Annotated in this window: 21 protein-coding genes; 3 read left to right on the forward strand and 18 right to left on the reverse strand. The window is 67.5% G+C overall.

What is annotated here, in order from left to right; all coding sequences use genetic code 11:
* Positions 1-248 precede the first annotated feature (248 nt).
* The 3 genes from smeF to smeD are packed head-to-tail and all read right to left on the reverse strand — an operon-like array spanning position 249 to position 6,006.
* Positions 249-1,646, reverse strand: a complete 1,398-nt coding sequence (gene smeF / locus C1926_RS08375) for a multidrug efflux RND transporter outer membrane subunit SmeF (RefSeq protein ID WP_159095051.1) — start codon at positions 1,644-1,646, stop codon at positions 249-251.
* Positions 1,627-4,806, reverse strand: coding sequence for a multidrug efflux RND transporter permease subunit SmeE (smeE, locus tag C1926_RS08380; protein WP_254057385.1), 3,180 nt, complete (start codon positions 4,804-4,806; stop codon positions 1,627-1,629). The genes smeF and smeE overlap by 20 nt, the downstream gene beginning before the upstream one ends.
* A 12-nt stretch (positions 4,807-4,818) precedes the next feature.
* Positions 4,819-6,006 carry a multidrug efflux RND transporter periplasmic adaptor subunit SmeD gene (gene smeD, locus C1926_RS08385; RefSeq protein WP_108758866.1) on the reverse strand — a complete coding sequence of 396 codons (1,188 nt, stop codon included), beginning with the start codon at positions 6,004-6,006 and terminating at the stop codon, positions 4,819-4,821.
* 236 nt (positions 6,007-6,242) lie between these two features.
* On the opposite strand from smeD, the gene C1926_RS08390 reads away from it, so the two are divergent.
* Positions 6,243-6,896 carry a TetR family transcriptional regulator gene (locus tag C1926_RS08390; protein ID WP_108747397.1) on the forward strand — a complete coding sequence of 218 codons (654 nt, stop codon included), beginning with the start codon at positions 6,243-6,245 and terminating at the stop codon, positions 6,894-6,896.
* A gap of 153 nt (positions 6,897-7,049) precedes the next feature.
* Here C1926_RS08390 and hslU read toward each other — a convergent pair whose 3' ends face one another.
* The 9 genes from hslU to C1926_RS08435 all read right to left on the reverse strand — a co-directional run bounded on the left by hslU (position 7,050) and on the right by C1926_RS08435 (position 14,787).
* Positions 7,050-8,423, reverse strand: a complete 1,374-nt coding sequence (gene hslU, locus C1926_RS08395; protein ID WP_108758867.1) for an ATP-dependent protease ATPase subunit HslU — start codon at positions 8,421-8,423, stop codon at positions 7,050-7,052.
* 60 nt (positions 8,424-8,483) lie between these two features.
* A complete protein-coding gene (hslV, locus tag C1926_RS08400; protein ID WP_108758868.1) occupies positions 8,484-9,035 on the reverse strand; it encodes an ATP-dependent protease subunit HslV in 552 nt (183 codons plus the stop codon).
* A 74-nt stretch (positions 9,036-9,109) separates the two neighbouring features.
* Complete coding sequence (locus C1926_RS08405) at positions 9,110-9,310, reverse strand: DUF3079 domain-containing protein (RefSeq protein ID WP_108758869.1); 201 nt, start codon at positions 9,308-9,310, stop codon at positions 9,110-9,112.
* A 105-nt stretch (positions 9,311-9,415) separates the two neighbouring features.
* Positions 9,416-10,297, reverse strand: coding sequence for a tyrosine recombinase XerC (gene xerC / locus C1926_RS08410; RefSeq protein WP_079223433.1), 882 nt, complete (start codon positions 10,295-10,297; stop codon positions 9,416-9,418).
* 16 nt (positions 10,298-10,313) lie between these two features.
* Positions 10,314-10,988 (reverse strand): DUF484 family protein, encoded by a 675-nt coding sequence (locus C1926_RS08415; protein WP_079223435.1) that lies wholly within the window; start codon positions 10,986-10,988, stop codon positions 10,314-10,316.
* Positions 10,985-11,836, reverse strand: coding sequence for a diaminopimelate epimerase (gene dapF, locus C1926_RS08420; RefSeq protein WP_108758870.1), 852 nt, complete (start codon positions 11,834-11,836; stop codon positions 10,985-10,987). The genes C1926_RS08415 and dapF overlap by 4 nt, the downstream gene beginning before the upstream one ends.
* Complete coding sequence (locus tag C1926_RS08425) at positions 11,829-12,080, reverse strand: lipoprotein (protein ID WP_108758871.1); 252 nt, start codon at positions 12,078-12,080, stop codon at positions 11,829-11,831. The genes dapF and C1926_RS08425 overlap by 8 nt, the downstream gene beginning before the upstream one ends.
* 118 nt (positions 12,081-12,198) lie before the next feature.
* On the reverse strand, positions 12,199-12,621 hold the full coding sequence (locus tag C1926_RS08430) for a YbaN family protein (protein ID WP_079223441.1): 423 nt from the start codon (positions 12,619-12,621) through the stop codon (positions 12,199-12,201).
* A 54-nt stretch (positions 12,622-12,675) separates the two neighbouring features.
* Positions 12,676-14,787, reverse strand: a complete 2,112-nt coding sequence (locus tag C1926_RS08435; RefSeq protein WP_079223442.1) for a S9 family peptidase — start codon at positions 14,785-14,787, stop codon at positions 12,676-12,678.
* A gap of 145 nt (positions 14,788-14,932) precedes the next feature.
* Between C1926_RS08435 and C1926_RS08440 the strand changes: the two genes are divergently transcribed.
* Positions 14,933-16,117 carry a pyridoxal phosphate-dependent aminotransferase gene (locus C1926_RS08440; protein ID WP_108758872.1) on the forward strand — a complete coding sequence of 395 codons (1,185 nt, stop codon included), beginning with the start codon at positions 14,933-14,935 and terminating at the stop codon, positions 16,115-16,117.
* Positions 16,118-16,196: 79 nt separating this feature from the next.
* On the opposite strand, the gene C1926_RS08445 is transcribed toward C1926_RS08440, so the two are convergent.
* Positions 16,197-18,293, reverse strand: coding sequence for a prolyl oligopeptidase family serine peptidase (locus C1926_RS08445; RefSeq protein WP_079223446.1), 2,097 nt, complete (start codon positions 18,291-18,293; stop codon positions 16,197-16,199).
* A gap of 69 nt (positions 18,294-18,362) precedes the next feature.
* Entirely contained in the window at positions 18,363-18,677 is a 315-nt protein-coding gene (locus C1926_RS08450) for a hypothetical protein (protein WP_108747401.1), read from the reverse strand.
* 125 nt (positions 18,678-18,802) lie between these two features.
* Between C1926_RS08450 and C1926_RS08455 the strand changes: the two genes are divergently transcribed.
* Positions 18,803-19,405, forward strand: coding sequence for a lipocalin family protein (locus C1926_RS08455; RefSeq protein WP_108758873.1), 603 nt, complete (start codon positions 18,803-18,805; stop codon positions 19,403-19,405).
* Between the two features lie 41 nt (positions 19,406-19,446).
* On the opposite strand, the gene C1926_RS08460 is transcribed toward C1926_RS08455, so the two are convergent.
* The 4 genes from C1926_RS08460 to C1926_RS08475 form a co-directional block, all read right to left on the reverse strand.
* Positions 19,447-19,746, reverse strand: a complete 300-nt coding sequence (locus tag C1926_RS08460; protein ID WP_079223451.1) for a HigA family addiction module antitoxin — start codon at positions 19,744-19,746, stop codon at positions 19,447-19,449.
* A gap of 10 nt (positions 19,747-19,756) precedes the next feature.
* A complete protein-coding gene (locus C1926_RS08465) occupies positions 19,757-20,035 on the reverse strand; it encodes a type II toxin-antitoxin system RelE/ParE family toxin (protein WP_108758874.1) in 279 nt (92 codons plus the stop codon).
* A gap of 160 nt (positions 20,036-20,195) precedes the next feature.
* Complete coding sequence (locus C1926_RS08470; RefSeq protein ID WP_079223454.1) at positions 20,196-20,885, reverse strand: methionine ABC transporter permease; 690 nt, start codon at positions 20,883-20,885, stop codon at positions 20,196-20,198.
* Complete coding sequence (locus C1926_RS08475) at positions 20,882-21,889, reverse strand: methionine ABC transporter ATP-binding protein (RefSeq protein ID WP_079223455.1); 1,008 nt, start codon at positions 21,887-21,889, stop codon at positions 20,882-20,884. Before C1926_RS08475 ends, C1926_RS08470 begins: the two co-directional genes overlap by 4 nt.
* Positions 21,890-21,975 lie beyond the last annotated feature (86 nt).

Genomic DNA, 21,975 nt, shown 5'->3' on the forward strand with positions numbered 1-21,975 from the left:
CACGGCCCGGCGCTACCGGGACCACCCCGCCTGGTAGCGCCGGGCCATGCCCGGCGAGCGCGAAGCGCGGTCCCGCATGCGATGCAATGAATGCCAAAAGCAAAGCCGCCGGGCACGGCCCGGCGCTACCGGGATCACCCCGCCTGGTAGCGCCGGGCCATGCCCGGCGAGTGCGAAGCGCGGTCCCGCATGCGATGCAATGAACGCCGGAAACAAGGCCGCCGGGCGTGGCCCGGCGCTACCGGGGTTTACCCGCGCTCGTGCCAGCCGCCGCCCAGTACCTTGTACAGGGTGATGCGGTTGGTCTGCTGGGCCAGCTCCGTCTGCAGGCGCGTCTGCTGCGCGCTGTAGGCGGTACGGCGTGCGTCCAGCAGGGTCACGAAGCTGTCCAGGCCGGCGTCATAGCGTGCCTGCGACAGGCGGTTGGCCGTTTCGGCCGCATCCACCAGGCGCTGCTGCGCGCTCACCTGCTCGTCCAGGCTGACATTCAGCGCCAGCGCGTCGGAGGTTTCGCGGAAACCGCTCTGGATCGCCTTCTCGTACTGCGCCAGGGCGATATCGCGGTCCGCATTGGCCACGGCCAGGTTCGCGCGCAGCTTGCCGCCCTGGAAGATCGGCAGGGTGATCTTCGGCAGGAAACTCCACACGCGGGTGCCGCTGTCGAACAGGTTGGACAGTTCGCCCGAGCCACTGCCGATGCTGCCGGTCAGGGTGATGCTGGGGAAGAACGCGGCGCGCGCGGCACCGATGTTGGCGTTTGCCGCCAGCAGCTGGTGTTCGGCGGCCATGATGTCCGGGCGCTGCAGCAGCACGTCGCTGGGCAGGCCCGCCGGCGGCGGGGCCAGGGCCAGCAGCTGCGGTTCGATGCTGTCCGGCAGCAGGTCCGCATCGACCTGGCCACCGGCCAGCAGCGCCAGCGCGTTGCGGTCCTGGGCCAGCTGCCCGCGCAGGCGGGCGGCATCGGTACGCGCGGTTTCCACCAGCGTGCGGGTCTGGCTCAGTTCCAGACCGGAACTGCCGCCGCGTTCATGGCGGGCCTCGGCCAGGCGCAGCGAATCCTCGTAGGTCTTCAGCGTTGCCTCGGAAATCCTCAGCTGCTGCGCATCGGCACCGTAGGTCAGCCAGGCGGTGGCGGTCTCGGCCACCAGGCTCAGCTGCGCGTTGCGGCGGTTGGCGGCCACGGCGAAGTACTGCTGCAACGCAGACTCGCTGAGGTTGCGCACGCGGCCGAACAGATCCAGCTCGAAATCGGCCACGCCCACGCCAGCGGTGAACTGCTCGGTGACGCCCGCGTTGGTGCCCTGCCGTTCCATCTGGCCGGTGGCGGCCAGGCCGGGCACGCGGTCGGCGCGCTGCACGCGGTACTGGCCGCGTGCCTTTTCCACGTTCAGCACGGCCACGCGCAGGTCGCGGTTGTTGTCCAGCGCCTGGCCGATCACCTGCTGCAGGCGCTCATCGGCGAAGAAGTCACGCCAGCCCAGTGCAGCAACATCGGTGACTTCGCCCTGGCTGGCCTCGGCCGGCCACTGCGCCGGAATGCCCGGAGCAACGGCGGTGTCCTTCGGCGCCAGGGTCGAACAGCCGGCCAGGCCCAGGCTGGCGACGAGCGCCAGCAGCAAGGGGGTCTTATTCATGGGAACCTCCATGGGCAGCGTCATCGCGCGGGGCCGGCGGCGTGCCACTCCCGTTGCCCTTGTTGCGGTTGAACACGCGCTGCACCACCACGAAGAACAGCGGGATGAAGAACACACCCATCACGGTGCCCACCAGCATGCCGCCCAGCACGCCGGTACCGATGGCGCGCTGCGCACCGGAACCCGCACCGGAGGCGATGGCCAGCGGCAGCACGCCCAGGCCGAAGGCCAGCGAGGTCATGATGATCGGGCGCAGGCGGTCGCGCACCGCATGCATCGTCGCTTCGATCAGGCCTGCGCCCTTCTCCAGGTTTTCCTTGGCAAATTCGACGATCAGGATCGCGTTCTTGCTGGTCAGGCCCACCGTGGTCAGCATCGCCACCTGGAAGTAGATGTCGCGCTCCATGCCGCGGAAGGTGTTGGCCAGCACCGCACCGAGGATGCCCAGCGGCGCCACCAGCAGCACCGAGGTCGGCACGCTCCAGCTTTCATACAGCGCGGCAAGGCACAGGAACACGATCAGCAGCGACAGCGTGTACAGCAGCGGCGTCTGCGAACCGGCCTGGCGTTCCTGGTAGGACAGCGCGGTCCACTCGATCTCGAAGCCGGTCGGCAGGTCCTTGGCGATGCGCTCGATCTCGGCCATGGCATCACCAGAGGCCACGCCCGCGGCGGGCTCGCCCTGGATCTCCATCGCCGACACGCCGTTGTAGCGTTCCAGGCGCGGCGAACCGTAGTCCCAGCGCTTGGAGGCGAAGGCACTGAACGGCACCATCTCGCCCTGCCCGTTCTTCACCGACCAGACGTTGAAGTCGTCCGGGTTCATGCGGAACGGTGCATCGGCCATCACGTACACGCGCTTGACGCGTCCACGGTCGATGAAGTCATCGATGTAGCTGCTGCCCCACGCCGCGGCCAGGGTGTTGTTGATCGAGCTGACCGACAAGCCCAGGGCGTTGGCCTTTTCCACGTCCACGTCGATGCGCAGCTGCGGCGTGTCTTCCTGGCCGTTGGGACGCACGTTGGCCAGCAGCTTGCTCTGGCCCGCCGCACCCAGCAGCTGGTTGCGCGCGGCCAGCAGGGCGTCGTGGCCCTTGCCGCTGGTGTCCTTCAGGAAGAACGTGTAACCCGAACCGATGCCCAGCTCCGGCATGGCCGGCGGCGGGAAGGCGAAGATGAAGGCGTCCTTGATCTGGCCCAGCGCGCCCATTGCACGCCCGGTGATCGCACCCACGCTGTGGTCGGCGTCGCGCTCCTTCCAGTCCTTCAGCTTGACGAAGGCCATGCCCGCGTTCTGGCCCATGCCGGCGAAGCTGAAGCCCTGCACGGCGAAGATGGACTCGACCGCATCGGCTTCGTTCTTCAGGAAGTGGTCTTCCAGCTTGGCCATCGCTTCCAGGGTGCGTTCCTGGGTGGCGCCGACCGGGGTCTGCACCAGCGCCATCATGATGCCCTGGTCTTCATTGGGCAGGAACGAGCTGGGCAGGCGCGCGAACAGCACGCCCATCACCACGGCCAGGGCCACGAAGATGCCCATGAAGCGCCACGGGCGATGGATGATGCCCTTCACGCCGCGCTGGTAGGTTTCGCTGGAACGGTCGAAGCCACGGTTGAAGCCGTTGAAGAAACGGCCCAGCAGGCCGCTGTGGGCGACATGGTGCTCGCCCTTCTTCAGCGGCTTGAGCATGGTCGCGCACAGCGCCGGGGTCAGCACGATGGCCACCAGCACCGACAGCGCCATGGCCGAGACGATCGTGGCCGAGAACTGGCGGTAGATGATGCCGGTGGAGCCGCTCATGAAGGCCATCGGCACGAACACCGCCGACAGCACCAGGCCGATGCCCACCAGCGCGCCGGTGATCTGGCCCATCGACTTGCGGGTGGCTTCCAGCGGCGACAGGCCCTCTTCGGACATGATGCGCTCGACGTTCTCCACCACCACGATGGCATCGTCCACCAGCAGGCCGATGGCCAGCACCATGGCGAACATGGTCAGCATGTTGACCGAGAAGCCGAGCATGGCCAGCACGCCGAAGGTGCCCAGCAGCACCACCGGCACGGCGATGGTCGGGATGAGGGTGGCGCGGAAGTTCTGCAGGAACAGGTACATCACCACGAACACCAGCACGATCGCTTCGATCAGGGTCTTGATGACGCCCTTGATCGAGACCTGCACGAACGGGGTGGTGTCGTAGGGCACGACGGTTTCCAGGCCGGCCGGGAAGCTGGCCTTCATCTCGTCCAGCGCGGTGCGCACGCCCTCAGCGGTGGCCAGCGCGTTGGCGCCGGTGGCCAGGGTGATGGCGATGCCGGTGGACGGCTTGCCGTTGTAGCGGGTGACGAAGTCGTAGCTTTCCGCACCCAGTTCGACACGGGCGACGTCGCCCAGGCGCAGTTCGCTGCCATCGGTGCCGCCACGCACCAGGATGTTGCGGAACTGTTCCGGGGTCTGCAGGCGGTCCTGCGCGTTGATCGTGGCGTTGAGCTGCTGGCCCTTCACCGACGGCGCGCCGCCCAGCTGGCCGATGGCCACCTGTGCGTTCTGTGCGGTGATCGCCGCGGTCACTTCATCGACCGACAGCTTGTAGGTGTGCAGCTTGTTCGGATCCAGCCAGATGCGCATGGCGTACTTGCCACCGAACACCTGGATGTTGCCCACGCCCGGCACGCGGCTGAGCGTGTCGACGACATTGGAGCCCACGTAGTCGGCGATGTCGTTGGCATCCATGCTGCCATCGTTGGACACGAAGCCGAGCACCTGCAGGAAGCCGCTGCTGGACTTGGCCACGTTGATGCCCTGCCGCTGCACTTCCTGCGGCAGCAGCGGCATGGCCAGCTGCAGCTTGTTCTGCACCTGCACCTGGGCGATATCCGGGTTGGTACCGGCTTCGAAGGTGAGGGTGATGGTGGCCTGGCCGTTGGCCGAGCTGTTGGAGGAGAAGTAGATCAGGCCGTCCAGGCCCTTCATGTTCTGCTCGATGATCTGCGTCACCGAGTCCTCGACCACCTTGGCCGATGCACCCGGGTAGGTGGCGCTGATCTCGACGGCCGGCGGGGCGACCTCCGGATACATCGACACCGGCAGCTTCATCACCGCCAGCGCACCGGCCAGCATGATGATGATGGCGATCACCCACGCGAAGATGGGTCGATCAATGAAAAAACGTGCCATGGAATTCTCCGCTTACTTCGCTTCGCCGGCCGGCTGGGCGGCAGGCTGCGGGGCGGCGTCCGGCTGTGCCGGGGCGGCGCCCTTCTCGGTGGCCTGCACGGGCATGCCGGGGCCGATCTTCTGCAGGCCTTCGACGATGACCTTGTCACCCGGCTGCAGGCCGTCCTCGACCAGCCACTTGTCGGCCAGCGCGCGGCTGACCTTCACCGGGCGCACTTCGACCTTGTTGTCCTTGCCGACCACCATGGCGCTGGTATCGCCCTTGGCATCGCGGGCGATGCCCTGCATCGGCACCAGCACGGCATCGGCGCGCACGCCGCCGCCGATCACCGCGCGCACGTACATGCCCGGCATCAGCAGGCCCTCGGGGTTGTCCACCTTCACCCGCAGCGCGTAGCTGCCGGTGGTCGGGTCGACGCTCACTTCGGAGAACTCCAGCGCGCCCTTGTGCGGGAACTCGCTGCCGTCTTCCAGCAGGATGGTGACCGGCAGGGTCTGGTTGTCCTGCAGGCGGCCAGCGGCCAGTTCGCGGCGCAGCTGCAGCAGCTCGGCCGAGGACTGGGTCAGGTCGACGTAGATCGGGGTGAGCTGCTGCACGGTGGCCAGCGCGTCGGCCTGGCCGACACTGACCAGCGCGCCCTGGGTGACGCTGGACTTGCCGATGCGGCCGCTGATCGGCGCGGTGATGCGGGCATAGCCGAGGGTGACGTTGGCCGCGTCCAGCGCGGCCTTGGCGGCACCGACGTCGGCCTCGGCCTGCTTCTGCGTGGCGATGGCGTTTTCCAGGTCCTGCTGGCTGACCGCATCGACCTTGGCCAGCTCGGTGATGCGCTTGGCGCTCAGGCGCGCGGCGTTGGCGGTGGCCTCGGCACGGGCCAGCTGGGCGCGGGCGCTGTTGGCCTGGGCGCGGTAGCTGGCGTCTTCGATCTGGTACAGCGGCTGCCCTTCCTTCACCAGGCCGCCTTCAGTGAACAGGCGCTTGGCGACGATGCCACTGACCTGCGGGCGGACTTCGGCCACCAGGAAGGCATTGGTGCGGCCCGGCAGTTCGCGGGTCAGGCCCACGCTTTCCGACTTCAGGGTGACCACGGTCACCTGGCCGGGGCCCTGCTCGGGCTGTTCGGGTTGGCCACCGCAGGCGGCCACGGTCGCGGCGATGGCCAGCGACAGCAGGAAGGGGCGGATTCGGGTCAGGGGCATGGGGCTGGGGCTCGGGGAAGGGAAAAGATTCTCAGCTTGCCGTGATACGCAGCCGCATCCCGGTCCTGGGGCGCGGTTGTCGCAGCGGGCAGGCATCCCCGCGCACGGCGCAGGCATCAGCAGGCGCGCATACACGACGGGGAGCATGGGGGTGAAATATACATACATGCTTGTTTGTTTGTAAAGCGGTACAATTCAGCCAGGTTTCACCGGCACTGGTACCCACTCTCCGACCCATGGCGCGCAAGACCAAAGAAGACACCGAGGCAACCCGCGTAGGCATCCTTGATGCGGCCGAGGCCTGCTTCCATGAACACGGCGTGGCCCGGACCACGCTGGAGATGATCGGCGCCCGCGCCGGCTATACCCGTGGCGCGGTCTACTGGCACTTCAAGAACAAGACCGAGGTGCTGGCCGCGATCATCCAGCGGGTGCACCTGCCCTTCATGCAGGAACTGGAGCGCACCTCCAGCGACGAACGGCGGACGCCGATCCACGACCTGCGCGCGGTGATGATCTACTCGTTCATCGAACTGTCCGAAGACGAGCGCCTGCGCAAGACCATGGAAATCATGCTGCGCAGCGATGCCTCCTCGGAAAGCCGGGCGCTGGCCGAGCTGCAGCAGTCCGGCTTCCGCGATGCGCTGGACCGGATGGAGCGCGCCCTGCGCCGGGCGCAGGACCTGGGCCAGCTGCGCGACGGCGCCGACCCGAAGATCGCCGCGCGCATGCTGCACGCCACCGTGCTGGGCGTGCTGCACGGGGCGATGGTCGAACCGGAACTGATGGACCTCAAGCGCGACGGCATGCTCGCGCTGGATATGACGCTGACCGCCTACGTGAAGGAAGGCGTGTTCGTGCCGGGCTCGATTCCCGAGCCGCTGCCGTAGGGTCGGATCCGCCGGGCACCGCCCGGCAGTAGATCCACGCCATGCGTGGATGTCGTACGCGCAAACAAAGAAGGCCGCCTTTCGGCGGCCTTTTCTGTTGCTGGGCTTGGGGTCGGAGCCCTCGCGATGCGAGGGATCCGACCCCGCCTGGCATTACAGGATGTAGCGGCTCAGGTCCGGGTCCTGCACCAGCTCACCCAGGTGTGCATCGACGTAGGCGCTGTCGATGGCCAGGGTTTCGCCGTCGCGGTCCGGCGCCTCGTAGCTGAGCGAATCCAGCAGGCGTTCGAGCACGGTGTGCAGGCGGCGGGCACCGATGTTTTCCTGGCGCTCGTTCACCTGGAACGCGATCTCGGCCAGGCGGTCGATGGCATCGGCGGTGAAGCTGACCTTGACGCCTTCGGTGGCCAGCAGCGCTTCGTACTGCTTGGTCAGCGCGGCCTTCGGCTCGGTCAGGATGCGCACGAAATCGTTCTTGCTCAGCGCGCCCAGCTCCACGCGGATCGGGAAACGGCCCTGCAGTTCCGGAATCAGGTCGCTGGGCTTGGCCAGGTGGAACGCGCCCGAGGCAATGAACAGGATGTGGTCGGTCTTGATCGTGCCGTACTTGGTGGACACATTGGAGCCTTCCACCAGCGGCAGCAGGTCGCGCTGCACGCCTTCGCGCGATACATCACCACCGCCCACGTTGTCGCCACGCTTGGCGACCTTGTCGATCTCGTCGATGAAGACGATGCCGTGCTGTTCGCAGGCTTCGATCGCCGCCGTGCGGATATCGTCCTCGTTGACCAGCTTGCCGGCCTCTTCTTCCACCAGGAGCGGGCGCGCGGCCTTGATGGCCAGCGTGCGCTTGTGCGCCTTGGCGCCGCCGCCGAGGTTGGCGAACATCGACTTCAGCTGCTGGCCCATTTCTTCCATGCCCGGCGGGGTCATGATGTCCATGCTGACGTTGGCCGCCAGGTCAAGCTCGATCTCGCGATCGTCCAGCTCGCCGTTGCGCAGCATCTTGCGGAACTTGATGCGGGTCTCGTTGTCCTGCGCCGACGGCTCGTTGCGGGCCACTTCCGGGTCGAAACCAATGCCGCCGCTGCGGCGCGGCAGCAGTGCGTCGAGGATGCGGTCTTCGGCGCGTTCTTCGGCCTGGGTACGCACGCGCACCTTGGCCTGCTCGCGGTAAAGCTTGACCGCGGTATCGGCCAGGTCGCGGATGATCTGCTCGACGTCCTTGCCGACGTAGCCCACTTCGGTGAAGCGGGTCGCTTCGACCTTCACGAACGGCGCGTTGGCCAGGGTGGCCAGGCGGCGCGCGATCTCGGTCTTGCCGACACCGGTCGGGCCGATCATCAGGATGTTCTTCGGCATCACTTCATTGCGCAGCTCAGGCACCAGCTGCATGCGGCGCCAGCGGTTGCGCAGGGCGATGGCCACCGCGCGCTTGGCGTCGTGCTGGCCGACGATGTGCCGGTCCAGTTCCTGCACGATCTCGCGCGGGGTCATGGTGGCGGAGGAAACTTCGATCTTCGACATGGATGTGCTCACGAATTCGTTGTCGGTAGCGCCGGGCCATGCCCGGCGGATCGGGGAGCGTTACAGCTCCTCGACCACCACGTTGCGGTTGGTGTAGATGCAGATGTCGCCGGCGATGCCGATCGCTTCGCTGGCAATCGTGCGCGCATCCAGTTCGGTGTGCGCCATCAGTGCGCGCGCGGCCGACAGGGCATAGGAACCACCGGAACCGATGGCGATGATGCCGTCCTCCGGCTCGATCACATCACCGGTGCCGCTGATGATCAGCGAGGTTTCCTTGTCGGCCACCGCCAGCAGGGCTTCCAGCTTGCCCAGGCGGCGTTCGGTACGCCAATCCTTGGCCAGCTCGACGGCGGCGCGCTGCAGCTGGCCATGCTTTTCCAGCTTGGCCTCGAACAGCTCGAACAGGGTGAAGGCATCGGCGGCGGCACCGGCGAAGCCGGCCAGCACCTGGCCGTCGCGGCCAAGGCGGCGCACCTTGCGCGCATTGCCCTTCATCACCGTGTGACCCAGCGTGACCTGGCCATCGCCAGCAATGGCCACATGCTCGCCGCGACGGACGCAGACGATGGTGGTGGCGTGAAAAACAGTGGGATTCTGACTGGGGTCCATGCGGCCTCCGATAGCTGTTCACGGGACATGGGGACAGCGCCGGGAGCGATCAAGCCTGCGCGGATGGCTGCCGTTCAGCGCTTGGCATGCGAAAGCCGGTCCGGATTGGGTTCGATGCCCCAGGCGAGGTACCAGTCCTCGCCCTGGGTTTCGATGGGGTGCTGGGTGCGGCCGGAGCCATTGCCGCAGGCCAGCGCGTCGGCCGCGCAGTAGCGGTCGCAGCCCCAGCAGATACGCTCGGGATGCTTGGGATGCAGCGGAATGGGCTTTGCCATGGCGGCGGTTCCTCGTGGCCTGCGGCCACGATGCGCCACTGTGCCCCGCCCTGCCCTGATGCAGATCAAGCGGAGGCCATCGCGCCCGCCGGGCATGGCCCGGCGCTACCCGTCCTTGCTGCGGCGCTTGGCGCGCGGGTGCGCGGCGTCGTAGACCTTGGCCAGGTGCTGGAAATCCAGATGGGTGTAGATCTGGGTGGTGGCGATGTCGGCGTGGCCAAGCAGCTCCTGCACGCCCCGCAGGTCGCCGGACGATTCCAGAATGTGGCTGGCGAAACTGTGCCGCAGCATGTGCGGGTGCACGTGCTTGAACAGGCCCTGGCGCTGGGCCAGCTGGCGGATGCGGATCTGCACCGCACGCTGGCTGATCGGCCCGTTGCGGCCCGGGAACACCGGCGTCGCCGGGCCACCGCCGCTTTCCGCGCGCCAGGCCAGCAGCGCTTCGCGTGCGGGGCGGCCGAACGGCACCCGGCGCTGGCGGTTGCCCTTGCCCAGCACGTTGACCAGGCCGCTGTCGAAATCCAGGTCGCGCCAGGTCAGCGCACACACTTCGCTCAGGCGCAGGCCGGAGGAATAGAACAGTTCCAGCAGCGCGCGGTCGCGGCGGCCGAGTTCGCCTTCCGGCTCCAGTTCAACCAGTTGCACGGCTTCATCGGCATCGAGCACCTGCGGCAGGCGCCGCGGTGCGCGTGGCGCCTTCAGGGTGGCTGCGGGGCTCACCTCGATGCGCCCGTGCTTGAGCAGCCAGGCGTAGAAGCTGCGGCAGGCCGACAGCCGGCGCTGCAGGCTCTTGGCCGACAGCCCGCGGCGGTGTTCGTCGGCGACGAACTGGCGCAGCGTTTCGGCGTCCAGGGCCTCCACGGCCACCCCGCGCGGTTCGACCCAGACCGACAGTGCATCCAGGTCGCGGCGGTAGGCATCGAGCGTGTGCGCCGACATCCGCCGTTCCACCTGCAGGTGCTGCAGGAAGTGCTGAACCGCGCTCATCGTCGTGCGGCCCCGCTCAGCGCTCGAAGCGCTTCAGGCCAGCCACCAGGGCATCGCCCATCATGCGCAGGAACAGCGTGCCCATGCCCGGGTAGAAGCGGTTGGCATCGTGGCTGCCGACGGCGATCAGGCCGATGCCGGGCAACGGCAGCAGTGCGGTGGTCTGCACCTCGTCGCTGCGCGCGCCGTACAGCACCGCGTTCTTTTCCGGCTGCAGGCGCCCGCAGATCGGCTCGCCGTCCTTCAGGCAATCGCGGAACGGGCCCAGCTGCGCATCGTCGGCGGCGATCACCTGCAGCCACTCGGCCTGCTCCAGCCCGGCCACCGGCGCGTGCACCACCAGGCGCACCAGGTCGCCGGCAAAATCTTCCTGCAGCGACGCCGCCATTGCACGCAGGGTGTCAGCGGCGGTGTCCTGCTTCATCAGGGCCAGGGTCAGCTGGTGCGTGCGCACCGCCAACCGCTCGTTGACCTGTGCGGTCGCGCCCAGGTCGGCCAACCGTCGCGCCAGCTCGCGGTTCTTCTCGCGCAGCACTTCCAGCTGGTAGCTGGCCAGCGACGCGGTGGGGCCGTCATCGCGCGGCACCACCAGGGTCAGGGCCAGGTCGGGGAACTGCTTGAGGAAGCCCGGATGCCGCCGCAACCACGCAGCGACGTCATGGCCCCCGAGCTTGTCGACGGTCTCACTCATGCGGTCCACTCCCCTTCGAAGACGAATGCGGTCGGGCCGGCCATCACCACCGGCTGGCCATCGCCCGGCCACTGGATGCGAAGTTCGCCACCGGGCAGGCTGATGCGAGCATCGCTCTGCAGGCGGCCGCGCTGCATCAGGGTGACGGCGGCGGCACAGGCACCGCTGCCGCAGGCCAGGGTTTCGCCGACGCCCCGCTCGTACACGCGCAGGCGCGCGTGGTCCGGGCCGATCACCTGGGCAAAGCCCACGTTGACCGACTGCGGGAACGACGCATGCTGCTGCAGCAGCGAGCCGACGCGCTCGACCGGTGCGGCATCGATCAGGCCCACTTCGATGACCGCGTGCGGGTTGCCCATCGACACCGCCGAGAAGCGCACGGTTTCGCCCTGCAACGGCATCAGGTACTCGTCGCGCGGATGGGCGAAGCCCACCAGCGGCACCTGCGCCGGTTCGAACGCCGGCACGCCCATGGCCACCGAGAAGCGGCCATCGCCCAGCACCTGCACGTCGTGGCTGGCCAGCGGGCTGTCGATCACGAAGCGCTCGCCCTGCGCACTGCCCTCGCGCACCAGCCAGGCCGCGACGCAGCGCGCGCCATTGCCGCACTGCTCGGAATTGGAGCCATCGGCATTCCAGATCCGGTAGGACGCCACCGAGCCTTCCGCGCGCGGGGCCTCGATGGTCAGGATCTGGTCGCAGCCCACGCCGGTATGGCGGTCGGCCAGACGCGCGGCCAGCTGCGGGGTGGGCGGCGGCGTGCCGTCACGCAGGTCGATCACTACGAAATCGTTGCCCGCGCCATGCATCTTGCTGAAGCGCAGGGCCGTGGAGCCGGCCTTACTCATTCCCACCGTCCACCGGCTTGATCGGGTCCGGGGTCACCGAGGGGCTGCCGTCGCTGGTCGGCTGGGTCGCTTCGGGCGTGGCTTCCGGGGTGGCTTCGGGCGCGGCGGCCGGTTCGACCGTCTCTTCCACCGGCACCGGCTTCTGCGGCAGTACCAGCGGGCCCTTGTTGCCACAGGCGGACAGGAACAGCAGCGAGGCCGCTGCCAGCGGAATCAGGATGGCGTTGCGATGGGGGATCTTCATGCGCCCGAGTATAGCCATTGGCGGCTGAGCGGTTGGTAGAGTCGACCGTTGGTCGACTATCGCGCGCAGCGCGGGGTTTTCGCCGGCGGCCGGGAGAGCAGTCGACCAACGGTCGACTCTACCCCGCCGGTGGCGGCAGCGGGCGCGTCCACAGCCAGATTGCCACCACGGCCATGCTGCCGATGGAGAACCACTTCACCCAGGCGATCGGCACGCACCACAGCATGATGCCGGCGCACACGGCCATGGTGATCGTGGCCATCCACTTGCCGTAGCGGCTGACGGCGCCGTGCGCCTGCCAGTTGGCGATGGCCGGGCCGAAGCGCGGGTGCTGCAGCAGCCAGTTGTGCAGGCGCTCGGAGCCGCGCGAGGCGGCCCAGGCCGAAATCAGGATGAATACGGTGGTCGGCAGGCCCGGCACGAAGATGCCGACGATGCCGGTGCCGAGGCTGGCGTAGGCCAGCAGCCACCACGCCCAGCGGAAACGCACCACGCGCGGTGGCGGGGTGTCATCCGGAGGCGGTGGCGCAGGTGCGGTCATGGCCGCAAGGATACCGGTTCAGGGTGCAAGGCAGTGCCCGGCACCCTGTCGCGATCACGGCTGGACGATGCCCAGCTGCTGCAGCACGAACGCGTACGACTCGGACAGCTCGCGGTAACGCTGGAAGCGCCCGGACTTGCCGCCGTGGCCAGCTTCCATGTTGGTGCGGAACACGATCGGGTAGTGGCCGGTGTTGTCGTCACGCAGCTTGGCCACCCACTTGGCCGGTTCCCAGTACTGCACCTGCGAATCCCACAGGCCGGTACCCACGAACAGCGCCGGGTAGGCCTGCTGCTTGACGTTGTCGTAGGGCGAGTAGGACAGCATGTAGTCGTAGTACGGCTTCTGCTCCGGGTTGCCCCACTCGTCGTACTCGTTGGTGGTCAGCGGGATGGTCGGGTCGAGCATGGTGGTGACCACGTCGACGAACGGCACCTGCGCCACCATCACCCGGTAGTCCTGCGGCGCCTGGTTGGCCACCGCACCCATCAGCAGGCCGCCGGCGCTGCCACCGGAGGCGGCCACGCGATCCTTCGCCGCCCAGCCCTGGGCGACCAGGCCGCGGGTGACGTCGATGAAGTCGTTGAAGGTGTTCTGCTTGTGCAGCAGCTTGCCGTTCTCGTACCAGTCGCGGCCCATTTCCTGGCCGCCGCGGATGTGGGCGATGGCATATACCACGCCACGGTCGAGCAGGCTCACCGCCGTCTGGTTGAAGTACGGGTCCATCGACATGCCGTAGCTGCCGTAGGCGTACTGGAACAGCGCGCCCGTGCCATCCTTCTGGTAGCCCTTGCGGTAGACCAGCGACACCGGCACCTTCACCCCGTCACGCGCGGTGATCCAGACGCGGTCGGTTTCGTACTTCGAGGCGTCATAGCCGATCACCGGCTGCACCTTCAGCTGGCGGCGCTCGCCGGTGGCGGTGTTCAGCTCGAACACGGTGGTCGGGGTGGTCATCGAGGTGTAGACGTAACGCAGCCACGGCGTATCGGCCTCGGTGTTGTCGCCCAGGCCCATAGAGTACGCCGGCTCGTCGGCCTTCACGTAATCGCTGCGGCCATCCTTGAACAGCAGGCGGATGCGCTCCAGGCCTTCGGAACGCTCGGCGATGGCGGTGTACGCATCGAACAGCTCGAAGCCTTCGATGAACACTGCATCGTCATGCGCGATCCAGTCCTTCCACTGCGCGCGGGAGGTGGTATCGGTCGGCGCGGTGACCAGCTTGAAGTTCTTCGCGCCATCGTTGGTGCGGATCACCCAGCGGCCATCGTAGTGGTCGGCGTCGTACTCGACGTCACGCTGGCGCGGCGCCAGTACGGTGAAGGTGGTCGGGTCGCTGGCCGGCGCGTAGCGCTCTTCCGAGGACACGGTGCTGTGCACGCCGATGGTGATGAAGCGATCATCGCGGGTGCGGCCGATGCCCATGTAGAAGCTGTCGTCCTTTTCTTCATAGACGACGGTGTCGGCGCTGGCCGGGGTGCCCAGCACGTGCTTCTTCACCCGCACGGTCAGCAGCGTTTCCGGATCGTTCTCGACATACAGCACGGTGCGGTTGTCGTCGGCCCAGACCAGGTCGCCGGAGCTGCCGGTGATGACGTCGGGCAGGACCTTGCCGGTGGCCAGGTCCTTGAAGCGGATCGTGTACTGGCGGCGGCCGACATCATCGTCGGCCCAGGCCAGCAGCTGGTTGTCCTGGCTCACCTCCATCGAACCGACGCTGAAGTAGCCCTTGCCGGCGGCCATCGTATTGACGTCCAGCAGGATTTCCTCGGCGGCATCCATGCTGCCCTTGCGGCGCGCGTGGATGGGGTAATCCTGGCCGGTCTCGTAGCGGCTGTAGTACCAGTAGCCGCGCTCGCGCGCCGGCACGCTGGCATCGTCCTGCTTGATGCGGCCGACGATTTCCTTGTACAGGGTGTCTTCCAGCGGCTTCAGCGGCGCCAGCAGCTGGTCGGTGTAGGCATTCTCGGCCTGCAGGTAGGCCAGCATGTCCTTGTTCTCGCGCTTGTCGTCGCGCAGCCAGTAATAGTCATCGTTGCGGGTGGCGCCGAACGGCGCCTTGACCACGTGCGGGTGCTTGGCGGCATCCGGCGGAACGGGCGGGGTGGCGGCGGTAACGGTGCTGGTCATCAGGCTGGCAAGCAACAGGCAGAGGGTGGATTTCATGAGATAGGGGTCCTGGTGCGGTTACGCAATGGCGTCCGTGGCGTAGGTAGAGTCGAGCTTGCTCGACTGACCGCAACCGCAGTCGAGCAAGCTCGACTCTACCACCGCTGCGGCGCACCCTTGCCGCCCGGCGTACCATGGGCGCATGAGTACCCTGCCCCACACGCCGGGCTACAGCCGGCGCAGCCATGAAATCGCCCCGTTCCACGTAATGTCCCTGCTGGCCCGCGCGCAGGCGCTGGAACAGGCGGGCCACGATGTGATCCACCTGGAGATCGGCGAACCGGACTTCACCACCGCCGAGCCGGTCGTGCGCGCCGGCCAAGCCGCACTGGCCGCCGGCCACACCCGCTACACCGCCGCGCGCGGCCTGCCGGCCCTGCGCCAGGCCATCAGTGGCTTCTATCGCAGCCACTACGCGCTGGATATCGACCCCGAACGCATCCTGGTCACCCCGGGTGGGTCCGGTGCGCTGCTGCTGGCCAGCAGCCTGCTGGTCGACCCGGGCCGCCACTGGCTGCTGGCCGACCCCGGCTACCCCTGCAACCGCCACTTCCTGCGCCTGGTGGAAGGCGGCGCGCAGCTGGTGCCGGTTGGCCCGGATACCGCCTACCAGCTGACGCCCTCGCTGGTGGAACAGCACTGGAACGCCGACAGCGTCGGTGCGCTGGTTGCTTCTCCGGCCAATCCGACCGGCACGGTGCTGTCGGCCGACGAACTGTCCGCCCTGTCGACATCGCTGCATGCCCGCGGCGGCCACCTGGTGGTGGATGAGATCTACCACGGCCTGACCTATGGCCTGGATGCGCCCAGCGTGCTGCAGGTGGATGACAGCGCCTTTGTGTTGAACAGCTTCTCCAAGTACTTCGGCATGACCGGCTGGCGGCTCGGCTGGCTGGTGGCACCGCCGGCGGCCGTGCCTGATCTGGAGAAGCTGGCGCAGAACCTGTACATCAGCGCGTCGAGCATCGCCCAGCATGCCGCCCTCGCCTGTTTCAGCGAGGAATCGATGGCGATCTTCGAGCAGCGCCGCGAGGCGTTCCGCCAGCGCCGTGATTTCCTGCTGCCCGCACTGCGCGAGCTGGGTTTCCGCATCGAGGTGGAGCCGCAGGGCGCGTTCTACCTGTATGCCGATGTCAGCGCCTTCACTGATGATGCGCAGGCGTTCTGCGCGCACTTCCTGGAAACCGAGCACGTGGCGTTCACCCCGGGCCTGGATTTCGGCTTCCATCGTGCCAACCAGCACGTGCGGCTGGCCTATACGCAGGAAGTGCCGCGGTTGCAGGAGGCGGTGGAGCGCATTGCGCGTGGGTTGAAGCGATTCCGGTAGCGCCACGCGCTCGCCGGGCATGGCCCGGCGCTACCCGGTAAAGAAAAACGCCGCCCTGGGGCGGCGTTTTCCGTTCTGCTTACTTGCCGCCCAACCGCTCCCACAGGAAGCTGTAGGCCAGGGCCGACATGTGTGCGGCCTGCGCGTTGTTGGCTGCGCCGCCGTGGCCACCTTCGATGTTCTCGTAGTAGGTCACGTCCTTGCCGGCATCGATCATCTTCGCCGCCATCTTGCGGGCGTGGCCCGGGTGCACGCGGTCATCGCGCGTGGAGGTGGTGAACAGCACCGGCGGGTAGGTCTTCTTCGCGTCGAACAGGTGGTACGGCGAGAAGGTCTTGATGAACTCCCAGTCGCTGGTGTCCGGGTTGCCGTACTCGGCCATCCACGAAGCACCGGCCAACAGGTGGCTGTAACGCTTCATGTCCAGCAGCGGCACCTGTACCACCACCGCACCGAACAGCTCGGGGTACTGGGTGAGCATGTTGCCGGTGAGCAGGCCACCGTTGCTGCCGCCCTGCACGCCCAGGTGCTTGGCCGTGGTGATCTTGCGCTTGACCAGATCCTGCGCCACCGCGGCCATGTCTTCATAGGCCTTGTGACGGTTCTGCTTCAGTGCCGCCTGGTGCCAGCGCGGGCCGTACTCGCCACCGCCACGGATGTTGGCGACCACGTACACGCCGCCCTTCTCCAGCCAGGCGCGGCCCATGCCACCGGAGTAGCTCGGGGTCAGCGAGATCTCGAAGCCACCGTAGCCGTACAGCAGGGTCGGGTTGGAACCGTCCAGCTTCATCGCCTTGTCGTGCACCACGAAGTACGGCACGCGGGTGCCGTCCTTGCTGGTGGCGAAGTGCTGCTCGATCACCTTGCCCTCGGCATCGAAGAAGGCCGGCATGGTCTTCAGCGTTTCCGGGGCCTTGCCGATCTCGGCCAGGGCCAGGGTGGTCGGGGTCAGGTAATCGGTGGCGGTCAGCCACACCGCATCGCTGTCGTTGCTGTCCACCGCGCCCACGGCCAGGGTGCCGAAGGCCGGTGCACCGACGAACTCGCTCTTCTGCCAGCCGCTGGCACCCGGGGTCAGCACCGACAGGCGGTTCTTGACGTCATCCAGCACGTTCAGCACGAGGTGGCTCTTGGTCCAGGTCGCACCGGCCAGCGAGGTGGTCGCGGTCGGGGTGAACAGGACTTCGAAATCACGCTTGCCCGCCAGGAAATCGTCCAGCTGGGTCGCCAGCAGCGAACCGGAGGCGTAGGTCTTGCCGCCCACGGTCCACGGGTCGCGCAGTTCCAGGGTCAGCCACTGCTTGTGCAGGCCCTTTTCCGCCGAGTTCGGCGCGTCGATCTTGGTCAGCGTGCCGTTGTCGGCGCGCAGGTAGACCTCGTTGTTGTAGAACGCCAGCGTGCGGCTGACCAGGTTGCGCTCGAAGCCCGGGGTGTCATCGTGCATCGCCGCGATGTACATGTCTTCCGGCTTGCCTTCATAGACCACGCTGGCCGACGCCAGCGGCGTGCCGCGCTTCCACAGCTTGGCAACGCGCGGGTAGCCGGAGGTGGTCATCGAACCGGCGCCGAAATCGGTGTAGACGAACACCGAGTCGCGGTCGATCCAGCCCAGGCCGCCCTTGGATTCGGGGCGGAAGAAGCCGTCCTTGATCCAGGTCTTGTTGGCCAGGTCGAATTCGCGGGTGACATCGGCATCGGCGCCGCCGCGCGACAGCGCGATCAGGCAGCGGCTGTAATCCGGGCGCAGGCAGTCGGCGCCGTGCCAGACCCAGTTCTCGCCCTCGGCCTTGTTCAGTGCATCCAGGTCGAGCACGGTTTCCCACTGCGGCGAGGCCTTGCGGTACTCGGCCAGGGTGGTGCGGCGCCACAGGCCGCGCTCGTGCTGCTGGTCCTTCCAGAAGTTGTAGTAGTAGTCGCCGATCTTCTGCACGCCGGGGATCTTGGCGTCCGAATCGAGCACCTCGCGGATGCTGGCTTCCATCTGCTTGAAGGCCGGGGTCTGCGCCAGGCGGCCCTCGGACTTGGCATTCTGTTCCTTGACCCAGGACAGCGGCTTGTCGCCGGTGACGTCCTCCAGCCAGGCGTAACGGTCGGTTTCTTCAGCGGCCACGGCGGTCCCCACCGAAGCAGCGGTCATCATGCCGGCCAACAGGCAGGCGGAAGCGAGTCGTGACATTGCGGTTCCAGGCAGTCATAAGCGCTGGAACGCTACCACGGAACCCCGGGCCCGCCCCCGTGTCGAAGGTCAGGCTGCGGCGGTACGCGTGCGACGCGCGCGCGCCGGCAGGCGACGGGCCTGTACCCCCGGCTGGCGCAGGCGGCGCAGCCACGCCCGCAACGGCAACGGGCAGCCCAGCAGCGCCCACCAGGCCGCCAGCGGCATGCCCACCAGCCACAGCGGCAGCCAGCCCAGCCAGACACTGCTGCCGCGCGCGGCCGGCCACACCAGCACCAGGGCCAGGCCGGCCAGGGCCAGCTGCTGCACGCTGCGCAGCAGGCGGCGGTCGGATGCGAAGCTGTCGCGTTCAGCAGGGTTGCGACGGGAAGAGCGAGCGTTCATGGGCGTTCTCGGCGATTCGATGGTGGCCAGCTTGGCGTGCCGCCTTCTCAAGAGCTGCGACACCATTGACGGATCGAGCACACACAGTCGACCATGCTTGGGCACCCAATGGAGCTCGCTCCCGCATGTCCTCGATCCGCCCGTTCTGCGCCGTGTTGCTGGCTCTGTCCCTTGGAGGCCCCGCGCTGGCCGCCAGCGACCCGCCGTCACCCCGCGCCAGCGCATCGGGGGCATCCGAATATGGTGCGCCGATCGACCTGCAGCGCTTCATGGGCACGTGGTATGTGATCGGCCGCGTGCCGAACTTCATCGAACGTGGGCACGTGGCCAGCGTCAACGAGTACACGCTGCGCGAAGACAACAAGGTGGGCATCGTCTACCGCTACCGCGATGGCTTCAGTGCGCCCCAGCAGGAAGTGCGCGCACGCGCCAGCGTCGACGCCGACAGCGGCAACCACGCCTGGCGCACCTGGTTCTACCGGATCGTGCCGACCCATTCGCGCGTGCTGGAAGTGGCCCCGGACTATTCGTGGGCGATGATCGGCTACCCGGGCCGGGAAATGGCCTGGATCTTCGCGCGCCAGCCGGACATGGACAAAGCGCTGTACAAGGAGCTGGCCGAGCGCCTGCGCGACGAGTACGGCGTCAACACCGACAAGCTCAAACGCGTGCCGCAGCACCCCGACCAGGTGGGCAAGCTGGGTTACGAAGTCCCGAACGTGCGTTGAGCAAAGCGCCGCCGGGCATGGCCCGGCGGATTCGCCGCGCGCTACGCGGCCCGCGGCTGCACGCGGCGCTCGATCTCGCCGAGCGTGGCCAACGTCTTCAGGTCGTAGGTCGCCTGCAGCGCCAGCCACGATGCAGCATCCCCGCCGAAATGGCGCGCCAGCCGGGCAGCGGTATCAGCGGTGATCGCACGTTCGCCGTGAACGATGGCATGCAGGCGGGTGGCCGGAACATCCAATGCCCTCGCCAGTGCATTCACGCTCAGGGCCAGCGGGGAAAGGAACTCCTCGCGCAGGATCTCGCCGGGATGGATGGCCCGCATGCGATTGTCGGTTGGCTTCATGGCGAATGCCTCAGTGGTAGTCAACAATTTCCACGGATTCAGGGCCGCTGTCGGTCCAGATGAAACACAACCGCCACTGATCATTGATGCGCAGGCTGTGCTGCCCCCTGCGGTCACCAGCCAGCGCCTCCAACCGGTTGCCGGGCGGACTGCGCAGGAACGCCAGCGTCTGTGCCGAGTCGAGCATCTGCAGCTTGCGTTCCGCTGCCCGTCGAATCGGCAGCCAGGCGCGTAGACAGTGGCCTTCAAACAAGGCGCGGGTGTGCTTGCAGCGGAAGGACCGGATCATTCCGCAAAACGTATTACGCAAAACGGAATATACCAAGAGGCTGGATGTGCTGCCAGTCCCGGTTCGGCGATTCAGGTTTTCAATGGACGGATTGCGTCAGGCCGCCGCCGGGCATGGCCCGGCGCTACCCGAACGACGCCGGGCGACGCCCGGCACCGGGTTACTTGCGGGTGTAGTGCGCGACCAGGCGGTCGCCGAGCATCTGCAGCAGCTGCACCAGGATCAGCAGCACCACCACGGTGACCAGGGCCACGTCGGTGCGGTTGCGCTGGTAGCCTTCGCGCAGCGCCAGGTCGCCCAGGCCGCCCGAACCGATCGCGCCGCCCATGGCGGTGAAGCCGACCAGGGCGACGGTGGTGACCGTAGCGGCCGCGATCAGGCCCGGACGGGCTTCGGGCAGCAGCACCCGGGTCACCAGCTGCCAGGTGGTGGCGCCCATCGACTGCGCCGCCTCGACCACGCCACGGTCCACTTCGCGCAGCGCGGTTTCCACCAGGCGCGCATAGAACGGCGCCGCACCGATCACCAGCGCCGGCAACGTGCCGAGCACGCCGATCGACTGGCCCATCAACCACAGCGACACCGGAATCAGCACCACCATCAGGATGATGAAGGGCACCGAGCGCAGCAGGTTCACCACGATCGCCAACACGCCATAGGCCAGCGGCCGGCGCTTCATCTGCGGCGCACCGAACACATACAGCAGCACGCCCATCGGCAGGCCGATGGCCAGGGTCAGCGGCAGCGAGCCAGCCATCATCAGCAGCGTCTCGATGGTGGCCTTGCCGATATCCACCCACTTGTCCGCATCCAGGTGGCGGAAGAAACCTTCAGCAGTGGCGACGATCATCGGCGCAGTTCCTCAACGTGCACGCCGGCAGCCACGAACGCGGCCTGCGCGGCGGACTGGTCACCGCCCACCAGGGCGACCACCAGCTGGCCATACGGGGTGTCCTTGATCCGGTCGATGCGACCGGACAGGATGTTGTAGTCGACGCCGGTCTGCCGCGCCACGCTGCCCAGCAACGGCTCGTAGGTGTCACCGCCGAGGAAGGTCAGGCGCACGATGCGGCCGCCGACCACGTCGAAATCACGGTGCAGCGTGCCCTCGTCCACATGCTCCGATTCGCTGACGAAGCGGCGCGTGGTCGGGTGCTGCGGGTGCAGGAAGACCTGCGTGACCGGACCGGTTTCCACCAGCTGCCCGGCATCCAGCACGGCCACGCGATCGCAGACGCGACGGATCACGTCCATCTCGTGGGTGATCAGCACGATGGTCAGGCCCAGCTCGCGGTTGATCTTCGACAGCAGCGACAGCACCGACGCCGTGGTCTGCGGGTCGAGCGCACTGGTGGCTTCGTCGCACAGCAGGATCTGCGGGCGGGTCGCCAACGCCCGGGCGATGCCCACGCGCTGCTTCTGGCCGCCGGACAGCTGCGCCGGATACTTCGCTGCGTGGTCCTGCAGGCCCACGGTCTGCAGCAGCTCGGCCACGCGCGCGTCGATCTCGGCCCTGGCCATGCCGCCCAGTTCCAGCGGGAAGGCCACGTTGCCGGCCACGGTGCGCGAGGACAGCAGGTTGAAGTGCTGGAAGATCATGCCGATGCGCCGACGCAGCGCGCGCAGCCCGTCGGCATCCAGCGCGGTGATGTCTTCACCGCCGATCAGCAGGCGCCCACCGCTGGGTTCCTCCAGGCGGTTGATCATGCGGATCAGGGTCGACTTGCCCGCGCCGGAATGGCCGATGATGCCGAACACTTCGCCGGCCTCGATGGTCAGGTCCAGCGGTTGCAGCGCGCTGACTTGGCGGCCGGCAACGGCATAGGATTTGTGCAGGCGCTGGAACTCGATCACGGGCGTGGCTCACCGGCGGGGCGATGGAAGGGGCGTGCAGCCTACCAGCGCCGGCGGTTGCGCGCCTGCGCCTTGGGCCAGAATGT

The organism is Stenotrophomonas sp. ZAC14A_NAIMI4_1 (assembly GCF_003086915.1).
In the GTDB taxonomy this organism is placed as follows: domain Bacteria; phylum Pseudomonadota; class Gammaproteobacteria; order Xanthomonadales; family Xanthomonadaceae; genus Stenotrophomonas.

Bases quoted from the DNA above. Each gene is read 5' to 3' on its own strand.
- smeF (WP_159095051.1), bottom strand. From the start codon at position 1,646: ATGGAGGTTCCCATGAATAAGACCCCCTTGCTGCTGGCGCTCGTCGCC.
- smeE (WP_254057385.1), bottom strand. From the start codon at position 4,806: ATGGCACGTTTTTTCATTGATCGACCCATCTTCGCGTGGGTGATCGCC.
- smeD (WP_108758866.1), bottom strand. From the start codon at position 6,006: ATGCCCCTGACCCGAATCCGCCCCTTCCTGCTGTCGCTGGCCATCGCC.
- C1926_RS08390 (WP_108747397.1), top strand. From the start codon at position 6,243: ATGGCGCGCAAGACCAAAGAAGACACCGAGGCAACCCGCGTAGGCATC.
- hslU (WP_108758867.1), bottom strand. From the start codon at position 8,423: ATGTCGAAGATCGAAGTTTCCTCCGCCACCATGACCCCGCGCGAGATC.
- hslV (WP_108758868.1), bottom strand. From the start codon at position 9,035: ATGGACCCCAGTCAGAATCCCACTGTTTTTCACGCCACCACCATCGTC.
- C1926_RS08405 (WP_108758869.1), bottom strand. From the start codon at position 9,310: ATGGCAAAGCCCATTCCGCTGCATCCCAAGCATCCCGAGCGTATCTGC.
- xerC (WP_079223433.1), bottom strand. From the start codon at position 10,297: ATGAGCGCGGTTCAGCACTTCCTGCAGCACCTGCAGGTGGAACGGCGG.
- C1926_RS08415 (WP_079223435.1), bottom strand. From the start codon at position 10,988: ATGAGTGAGACCGTCGACAAGCTCGGGGGCCATGACGTCGCTGCGTGG.
- dapF (WP_108758870.1), bottom strand. From the start codon at position 11,836: ATGAGTAAGGCCGGCTCCACGGCCCTGCGCTTCAGCAAGATGCATGGC.
- C1926_RS08425 (WP_108758871.1), bottom strand. From the start codon at position 12,080: ATGAAGATCCCCCATCGCAACGCCATCCTGATTCCGCTGGCAGCGGCC.
- C1926_RS08430 (WP_079223441.1), bottom strand. From the start codon at position 12,621: ATGACCGCACCTGCGCCACCGCCTCCGGATGACACCCCGCCACCGCGC.
- C1926_RS08435 (WP_079223442.1), bottom strand. From the start codon at position 14,787: ATGAAATCCACCCTCTGCCTGTTGCTTGCCAGCCTGATGACCAGCACC.
- C1926_RS08440 (WP_108758872.1), top strand. From the start codon at position 14,933: ATGAGTACCCTGCCCCACACGCCGGGCTACAGCCGGCGCAGCCATGAA.
- C1926_RS08445 (WP_079223446.1), bottom strand. From the start codon at position 18,293: ATGTCACGACTCGCTTCCGCCTGCCTGTTGGCCGGCATGATGACCGCT.
- C1926_RS08450 (WP_108747401.1), bottom strand. From the start codon at position 18,677: ATGAACGCTCGCTCTTCCCGTCGCAACCCTGCTGAACGCGACAGCTTC.
- C1926_RS08455 (WP_108758873.1), top strand. From the start codon at position 18,803: ATGTCCTCGATCCGCCCGTTCTGCGCCGTGTTGCTGGCTCTGTCCCTT.
- C1926_RS08460 (WP_079223451.1), bottom strand. From the start codon at position 19,746: ATGAAGCCAACCGACAATCGCATGCGGGCCATCCATCCCGGCGAGATC.
- C1926_RS08465 (WP_108758874.1), bottom strand. From the start codon at position 20,035: ATGATCCGGTCCTTCCGCTGCAAGCACACCCGCGCCTTGTTTGAAGGC.
- C1926_RS08470 (WP_079223454.1), bottom strand. From the start codon at position 20,885: ATGATCGTCGCCACTGCTGAAGGTTTCTTCCGCCACCTGGATGCGGAC.